This window comes from Microcystis sp. M179S2 (genome assembly GCF_020245805.1).
GTDB classification, from domain to species: Bacteria; Cyanobacteriota; Cyanobacteriia; order Cyanobacteriales; family Microcystaceae; genus Microcystis; species Microcystis aeruginosa.
Genome location: NZ_JADBUE010000294.1, coordinates 1 through 7,457, shown reverse-complemented (window position 1 = coordinate 7,457; position 7,457 = coordinate 1). Strand labels below are relative to the sequence as shown.

The 7,457-nt window shown below is 42.2% G+C and carries 9 protein-coding genes and 2 pseudogenes; 5 read left to right on the top strand and 6 right to left on the bottom strand.

What is annotated here, in order from left to right:
- The first annotated feature begins 509 nt into the window (after positions 1-509).
- A pseudogene (locus tag IM500_RS17845) lies at positions 510-1,775 on the top strand (IS701 family transposase).
- 1 nt (position 1,776) lies between these two features.
- On the opposite strand, the pseudogene IM500_RS17840 reads toward IM500_RS17845, so the two are convergent.
- Positions 1,777-1,884, bottom strand: a pseudogene (locus IM500_RS17840) (PEP-CTERM sorting domain-containing protein); the annotation flags it as partial.
- 255 nt (positions 1,885-2,139) lie between these two features.
- On the opposite strand from IM500_RS17840, the gene IM500_RS17835 reads away from it, so the two are divergent.
- From IM500_RS17835 to IM500_RS17820, 4 genes are all read left to right on the top strand, one after another.
- Entirely contained in the window at positions 2,140-2,439 is a 300-nt protein-coding gene (locus IM500_RS17835; protein WP_190722746.1) for a type II toxin-antitoxin system HigB family toxin, read from the top strand.
- A complete protein-coding gene (locus tag IM500_RS17830; protein ID WP_190722747.1) occupies positions 2,423-2,842 on the top strand; it encodes a helix-turn-helix domain-containing protein in 420 nt (139 codons plus the stop codon). Before IM500_RS17835 ends, IM500_RS17830 begins: the two co-directional genes overlap by 17 nt.
- A gap of 162 nt (positions 2,843-3,004) precedes the next feature.
- On the top strand, positions 3,005-3,898 hold the full coding sequence (crtR, locus tag IM500_RS17825) for a beta-carotene hydroxylase (protein ID WP_190722748.1): 894 nt from the start codon (positions 3,005-3,007) through the stop codon (positions 3,896-3,898).
- Positions 3,899-4,017: 119 nt separating this feature from the next.
- A complete protein-coding gene (locus IM500_RS17820; RefSeq protein WP_190722749.1) occupies positions 4,018-4,335 on the top strand; it encodes a hypothetical protein in 318 nt (105 codons plus the stop codon).
- Here the strand turns inward: IM500_RS17820 and IM500_RS17815 are convergent, their stop codons facing one another.
- From IM500_RS17815 to IM500_RS17795, 5 genes are all read right to left on the bottom strand, one after another.
- Positions 4,336-4,890 carry a hypothetical protein gene (locus IM500_RS17815; RefSeq protein WP_190722750.1) on the bottom strand — a complete coding sequence of 185 codons (555 nt, stop codon included), beginning with the start codon at positions 4,888-4,890 and terminating at the stop codon, positions 4,336-4,338.
- A 138-nt stretch (positions 4,891-5,028) separates the two neighbouring features.
- Positions 5,029-5,829, bottom strand: coding sequence for an exodeoxyribonuclease III (gene xth, locus IM500_RS17810; RefSeq protein ID WP_190722751.1), 801 nt, complete (start codon positions 5,827-5,829; stop codon positions 5,029-5,031).
- A 22-nt stretch (positions 5,830-5,851) separates the two neighbouring features.
- Complete coding sequence (locus IM500_RS17805; RefSeq protein WP_190722752.1) at positions 5,852-6,436, bottom strand: chromophore lyase CpcT/CpeT; 585 nt, start codon at positions 6,434-6,436, stop codon at positions 5,852-5,854.
- Positions 6,437-6,535: 99 nt separating this feature from the next.
- The gene (gene rplI, locus IM500_RS17800) at positions 6,536-6,994 is read right to left on the bottom strand and encodes a 50S ribosomal protein L9 (protein WP_012264300.1); all 459 of its coding nucleotides are present in this window, start codon (positions 6,992-6,994) and stop codon (positions 6,536-6,538) included.
- The gene (locus IM500_RS17795; protein ID WP_190722753.1) at positions 6,942-7,160 is read right to left on the bottom strand and encodes a hypothetical protein; all 219 of its coding nucleotides are present in this window, start codon (positions 7,158-7,160) and stop codon (positions 6,942-6,944) included. The genes rplI and IM500_RS17795 overlap by 53 nt, the downstream gene beginning before the upstream one ends.
- Positions 7,161-7,457: the final 297 nt, after the last annotated feature.

The following is a 7,457-nucleotide window of genomic DNA, read 5'->3' as shown; positions in this document are numbered from 1 at the left end:
TAGCTCTCTTATGGGGTAAGCCTTCAAGCGATCGCTAACTAACAGAAACCCGAAATTTGAGTTTTTATTAGAAAAAAAGTTAGCGATCACTTGTCAACCAAGGGTTTCAGAATCTGGATTCGGTCAGGGATTTCCGAAAGTCCCAGAAGAGCGGTAAGTATCTAAGCACAATTAATTACACATCTAAGCCACTACTCCGTCAGACTTCTGCTGTGATCAGTAAACAGTGAACTGAAAACTCAAATCCGATCCCTAATAGCTGTATCCCGTCTCGGAGTCTCCCGTCTCGGAGTCTCCCGTCTCGGAGTCTCCTGTATCCCGTCTCGGAGTCTCCTGTCTCCTGTCTCGACTAGGAAATTAATTTTGCACGACTACTTATCTTGCCTGTTTCTTATCCCTTGCGCTACAGGGAGAAAATCGCAATCGCATCTAGCGGGACTCAAACGATAACAAAAGATAACTGAGGGTATAATGCTTGGCAGATCAGCGTTTCACGTCGAGACTGACCCATGAGAGAGAACACCCCGTCCGCCATGCCCCCATGCTTTGACAAATGGTGTCAACGCTTCGATGATCTGCTCAAAACAAAAGCCCAAAAAACAGGCTTTAGAGATTACTTAGGAGGATTATTAGGAGAAAGTGAACGAAAAAACCTGACTCAAATGGCTGATAACCAAGTAGAAGTAGTTTACAATCGTTTACACCATTTTGCTACTGATGCTCCCTGGGATGCCCGGAAAATCAATGAACGTCGCCTTGAGGTGATGAACCAATGCTCTCAAAGCCGAATCAGCCGCCGCTTTACCCTGATTGTGGATGATTCGGGACATCGTAAAAGTGGAAATTTTACCGAGGGAGTAGGGGGACAGTACATAGGAGAAATTGGCAAAACCGAGAACGGAATAGTAACAGTTACCACCCATCTATACGACGGAAAAAAAAGCCTCCCTTTAGACTTAGAAATATATCGCCATGCCGCTTCTCTAGAAAAAGGAAAAGAAGACCCAGAATTCAAGAAAAAGCCGGACATCGCCTGAGAGTTAATTGACAAAAGTTTAGAGAGAGGTTATCGACCGGGAATAGTCCTCATTGATGGAGCCTATGGTAACAATAGTTCCTTGAGCAAGGGATTAGAAGACAGAAAACTGAAGTATCTAGGAGGAGTAGCTAAAAATCGAAATGTAATCATCACTCAGGAGGCGGGGATTGAGTCAGAAATTAGACTAGACAAATTAGCAGAAACGTTATCTTCCGAAGATTTCACCGAAGTTAAACTCAACTTAAATAAAGCCAAGACCGTGTGGGTAGCTACTTTCAGTGCCAAGGTATCCCAGCTAGAGGGAACCGGGAATTTTGCTATCGTCATGAATGCCAGTTCCGTAACCGAAGCCACTGATATTGACTACTTGATGACCAATGTTGAGGAGTCAAAAGTAACGGCTGAGTGGGTTGTTACCACCTATTCTCAAAGAAATTGGGTTGAGGTTTTCTATCGGGAAGTTAAAGGGTGGTTGGGATGGAAAGAATACCAAGTGAGGGATTACAAGAATCTATTTCGTCATTTTATCTTGGTATTTTGTGCCTATACTTTTATCCTGTGGCACAAATTAACTGGGGGATTAAGAAGGCGATGGGCAAACCAACCTTTGAATACTTTTGTGGAAGCTTTAGAAGCTTTTCGCACAGCGATGTCTTTCCGTTTCTTTAATTGGCTCAAGGAGAATAGGGAGGTGTTCGCCGCTTATAAAGCGGGTTTAGGCTTTGTTTGGGCTTGAAATTTGTTTGAGTCCCGTTAAAAGTTGCGGCGCTCGCAACTGGTGCGAGGGTGGCGGTGGCTACCGTGGCGAGGGCGACGGAATAGCAAAAGGAACTTTTGAGTGGCATAGAAGACATTGTATAGCTAAATTCCCCCTAATTTTAGCCCCCCCCGATTTTGTCAAGGTTTTTGTTATTTATATTTATTATGCTTTATCTACCTCTTGATTACTGGATTGGGGATTGAGGGCGATCTCCCAGAGATGCGCGAAGGGGTGGGCTTTTCTGGGGTGCGGGGGGCGATCGGTCAAATTGACATACACTATAATTATTAGAGTGATCAATGTTTATCTAGGTTAAAGAGAACAATAAAACTAGCGATCAATGCACGTGATCAGTAAAGTCAAATTACGAGAGTTTTGGCAACGCCACTCGGACGCAGAAGACGCTCTTAGCGATTGGTATAACTTCGCTAGTAAGGCTAACTGGAAAAATTTAGTAGAGGTTCAAGGTCGCTACCCGAAAGCGGAGGCGGTGGGAAATTTTACAGTTTTTAATATCAAGGGAAACAAATACCGTTTAATCGCTGACATCAATTATTCTCGTCAAACCATTTTCGTTAAATATATTCTAAGTCACGCTGAATACAATAAGGAGAACTGGAAAAATGATCCCTACTTCTAATCCATTAACCTATGGTGATTTACTCTTGCAGTATCAACCGAAACCGATTAATAACTCGCAAGAATACGAGCGATTTTTAAGCATAATTGAAGGGATGATGTCACGGGAGTTAAGCAATGACGAAGGACTATTATTCGATTTACTGGTGTTATTAGTGGAAGAATACGAGCGGAAACATTATCCGATCGCCCGAACAAATCCTACCGCTACGTTAGAATCGTTACTGCATGAATTCGATATCGATAGGGAGTGTCTTGTCGATATTTTCGGCGATCGGGATAGGGTAGAATCGGTGATAGCGGGGAAACAGGCGATCGCTCTCCCTCAAGCCGAGTCTCTAGCCGAATTTTTTAATCGTTTAAGTCCGAAACTGGAGTTAAGCGCCCGTGATTTTCTCTTGTAGCCTCGCTTTTCCTTAGGGACTGATCGGGGAAGACCATATAACAAATGCTTACTTTCTTCATAACTTTAGATTAATTAAGATAATGTTACAAAACTTTATGAAAAAGCCGTAGTATGATAATTTACGCCAGTAAAGCGAACACAATAAGGAGCAACACCCATAATGCAGTCGGCCGAGATGTTGCTGACAGTCCCCAAAGAGTATTTAAAAGCACCGGGGGGCTTCAACCCAAACGTTACCATGTTTTTTAGTGCCTTGAGCCTAATAACCCTATCTACCTGTGGCTATTGGCTATGGTCTTGGCCCGACTGGATTTGTTTTAGTGCTAATGTCCTCGCTTTACATTTATCGGGGACAGTTATCCACGATGCCTCTCATAATTCTGCCCATAGTAATCGGCTATTTAATGCTATTTTAGGTCATGGCAGTGCTTTAATGCTCGGTTTTGCCTTTCCGGTCTTCACTAGAGTCCATTTACAGCACCACGCTCACGTTAACGATCCCGAAAATGATCCAGATCATTTTGTCTCCACTGGTGGCCCTTTGTGGATGATTGCGGCCAGATTTTTTTATCACGAGATTTTCTTTTTTAAGCGGCAACTCTGGCGGAAATACGAACTGCTGGAATGGTTCCTCAGTCGTCTTTTTGTTGCTACCATAGTCATCGTCGCCTGTCAATACGGTTTTATCAGCTATGTGATGAATTTTTGGTTTGTTCCCGCTTTAGTGGTGGGAATTGCCCTCGGTTTATTTTTCGATTATCTTCCCCATCGTCCTTTCCAAGAGCGTAATCGTTGGAAAAATGCCCGAGTTTACCCCAGTACCCTCTTAAATCTGCTGATTTTAGGACAGAATTATCATCTCGTGCATCATCTTTGGCCGTCGATTCCCTGGTACAAATACCAACCGGCATACTATGCCACTAAACCGCTTTTAGATGCGAAAGATTGTGAACAGTCTTTAGGTTTACTGCAAGGTAAGAATTTCTGGAGTTTCCTCTACGATGTCTTCTTGGGGATTCGCTTTCACTCCCATTCTTCTAAATCTAGCTCATAGCATTTATCGTCATGGTGAGGTACAAGGTTTTCGTTTTGGGGAGTCGGTGGTCGATTTTATGAGAAACTCTGTATCTGTACTGGTTTCGTTGTCAACTTGATTTTTTGAAGGAGGATTTTATGGGTCAGCATTGGGGAAAAGCCTTAATTTTAACAACAACTTTCTTGACAATTAACATCAATTATGCTAAGTCTTTAACCTTTGGTGAGGCCGTGGGTATTGGAGCGGGGGCCTTGTTAATCAACCGGGCGGTACAGGATAATAGACAACGTTATCGATTTGTGCCACCAGAGCAAGAATTTCAGCGCGGACTAGAGGACGGTTTTAACTTTGCCCGCTATGATAATCCGCGCAATTCTAGAGACTATGATGACGGTTTTATCGAGGGAAGAAGACGGCGGGAGTCGGGTTGGTCTAGTCCCAACCGGAGAGGTTGATTATTTTTTTGGTCTGCGTCCCACTTCGGCGGTTTCTTGAATGGAAAATATCCTCAATTTGCCGTCGATGGGGGCGACTTTAGCCACCGCTTCCGATGCCACTATATAGTTATCACCCTCGGTGTTGGTAATATTGATTACCCGCTTGCGAGTGATCATCGCCATCTCGTCATTAGCAAGAATATCCACGTCCCAATTCTCAGAAAGAACCTCTATACTTTTAATATTTTTGTAGGATTCCTCTAAAAATATTTTATGTTCCGTGATGCCATCTAACTCAAAAATTTCGGTACTAGCATCGGTTTTAATGGTCAATTGCGAGGAAATAAACGGGGCATAGTGTTTGAGGATTAGGGCGATATTTTTATCTTTAATAGCGGTTTGAATGTCTTCAATCATTGCTTTAATTTCCGCTTCGCTGATTTTTTGTCCCCAATCGCGATTACTCGATTGTTTCACTGGCACTATCGAGGGATTAGCATGGACAAAAGCGGGGGAGATGCTGGGGAGAAGGGATAAACCGAGCAATAGAACAATTAATTGGGGAGAACGCATAATTTAATAAACTTGGTAAATTCAACCCGAATCATAGCATTTTCTCGTTACCGAATAAATCCTCAAGGTGAAAGTCCCCGGTTAGGGAAGCTAAGAGAGCAAAATTCTGGCTGTGCAAAGTCTAGGTTGATCCTTTAGCTATTTTTGGCTTGATATTTCCAGAATAACAGGGGTATGATCGCTAGGTTTTTCTTGTTTTCTGGGTTCTCGATCGATCAGACAATTAACGGCTTTTTCGTATAGCTGAGGAGTTAAATAAAGATGATCGATTCGCCAACCTCGGTTACGAGCAAAACCACCGCTGCGATAATCCCACCAACTATAATGTCCCGCTGCCGAGGTGAATTTTCTAAAGGCATCTTGTAACCCAATTTCTAACACCTTTTCTAAAGCTTCTCTTTCTTTAGCTGAAGACATAATATGATTTTCTTTGCCTTTGGGATCATAAATATCTTTATCTTCTAAGGCAATATTAAAATCACCACAGATACATAATTCTTCAGGTTGAGAATTAATAATTTTATCTAGATATTTCCTAAGGGTTTCTAACCATTTAAGCTTATAAATATACTTGTCACTATCTAGGGAAGAACCATTAGGAACGTAGAGATTAATAATCCGAATATCGCCGATTACTCCAGTAATTACCCGTTTCTGTTCGTCTAGTTCTCCTGTTAAATTTTCGCCGATAATTGGACTAAATCCCACAGTGATATCGTCCAGGGGTTTTTGGCTAAGAATCGCCACACCATTATAGGCTTTTTGTCCAGAAATATAGAGATGATAACCCAAAGATTCAAAAGCTTCTCTGGGAAAATCTCGATCGATCACCTTGGTTTCTTGCAAGCATAAAACCTCAACGGGATTGAGTTGTAACCAATTAATTACCTGCTCTTGTCGGCTGCGAATCGAGTTGACATTCCATGTGGCGATTTTCATAGCTAAAAACCGATAATTTTTCTCACACTTCCTCAGCAAAACTGGTGCGACGCACAAACTCAAAGGGACCGGCGATCGAACCCCAGACTAATTGATCGGTTTCGGGATCTAAACCGCGATCAACGCTAATTAATCCCCGTTCACTAATTTCAAAACTATTATCTAAATAAGTCATTCTATCTTTGCGAAAGACTAAACATTGTTTACCCGGTTTCACCACCCCTTTAAAACTGTTACCTGTCCAAGTGACATTCATATCACAACCCAGCATCGGTTCTAATAAGTCTAAGGTGAGATTTTTGAGACGCTGGGGTTCTCTAGAAGCACCAAAAAAGTTAGCTTCCTCTTTAACTTTAAAGTTTTCTAGTTCAATATGATCATCGACTACCGATAATTTAAATACTCGCAAACGATAGGGAGTATTGAGCATAAAATCGTAGGCCTGCTCTAAAAATAAGCTGGTTCCCTTCATTAATTCATCGGGCAAAGGGCGCATACACACGCGAATATGGGCAAAAAAAGGCGGATTAGCAAAAGCTTGTTCTTGATTACTAAAATCCGCCGCCATCCAGCGTGCTAGGGTTTTTATATCCGTGGGATGAGTCATAGTTTTTGAGATGTGAATGGCTATTAGCTATCAGCCATCAGCTAGTTAATCGCTCTGATAAATTTTCACTGATTACTGATAACTATGCCCCGATAATTGTTATTGTGCGATTACTTTAATTTCGATATCGGCACTAACTTCGGGATGGAGTTTGACTTGTACTTTATAGACTCCCAATTGACCGATATCGGGGACGGTAATACCACGGCGATCGATTTCTAATTTAGCATTTTCTAGAATAACCGTAGCCACATCTTGACTGGTGACAGTACCGAAAATGGCCTCGTTTTCACCCACCTGTTTAGGGATGCTGTAGGGACTGAGTTTTTCGATCGCAGTTTTTCTGGTTTCCGCTTCTTGTTTTTCAGCGAGGAGACGTTGACGCTCTTTTTCTTTCCTAAATTCTGCCTGTTTAATCGCGCCCTTGGTGGCTAAAACGGCCACACCTTGGGGGATAAGGTAATTGCGCGCATAACCGGGTGCCACTTCCACCACATCGCCATTTTCACCTAATTTGCTGACTTTTTGATTGAGGATAACCTGCATTCGTTTTGCCATGATCTTGACCTAAAACAATAGTTCCAAAACCTCTATCATACCATGCAATCGTTTTTATCGAAAATTTGGGTTTAAAACCTCGCCTTAAGGCGAAAAGTTTTTGGAGCGGGGCATAAATCCCCGTTACAAAAACGGCCTCCTGCCCCCTGCCGTAGATGATAGCCATGATATACCTCGTGTGAAAAAGATGGTACAGAGTCGATAGGGAATATCGACCCGAAACTTAGTTCGAGTTAGATAAAGTTGATAAGTAGGCGAATAGTGGAGAAAAATGTCTCTAGAGACAGCAAAACCATTAATCAGGCTTGGATGTCAGAAAATTTAGCCCTGGTTAGGGATAATGCTTAGATTGTAGAGGCGAATAGTCATAAGCTCCGTTTATTTTTTTTTTTCATTCATCAGCAGAGCTTATTAAATAAATCGAGCAGAGAGAAAATATCTGGTATAATGGCACTCCTGAAAG

Coding starts and splice junctions, on each gene's coding strand:
- IM500_RS17835 (WP_190722746.1), top strand. CDS start 2,140: ATGCACGTGATCAGTAAAGTCAAATTACGAGAGTTTTGGCAACGCCAC.
- IM500_RS17830 (WP_190722747.1), top strand. CDS start 2,423: ATGATCCCTACTTCTAATCCATTAACCTATGGTGATTTACTCTTGCAG.
- crtR (WP_190722748.1), top strand. CDS start 3,005: ATGCAGTCGGCCGAGATGTTGCTGACAGTCCCCAAAGAGTATTTAAAA.
- IM500_RS17820 (WP_190722749.1), top strand. CDS start 4,018: ATGGGTCAGCATTGGGGAAAAGCCTTAATTTTAACAACAACTTTCTTG.
- IM500_RS17815 (WP_190722750.1), bottom strand. CDS start 4,890: ATGCGTTCTCCCCAATTAATTGTTCTATTGCTCGGTTTATCCCTTCTC.
- xth (WP_190722751.1), bottom strand. CDS start 5,829: ATGAAAATCGCCACATGGAATGTCAACTCGATTCGCAGCCGACAAGAG.
- IM500_RS17805 (WP_190722752.1), bottom strand. CDS start 6,436: ATGACTCATCCCACGGATATAAAAACCCTAGCACGCTGGATGGCGGCG.
- rplI (WP_012264300.1), bottom strand. CDS start 6,994: ATGGCAAAACGAATGCAGGTTATCCTCAATCAAAAAGTCAGCAAATTA.
- IM500_RS17795 (WP_190722753.1), bottom strand. CDS start 7,160: ATGGCTATCATCTACGGCAGGGGGCAGGAGGCCGTTTTTGTAACGGGG.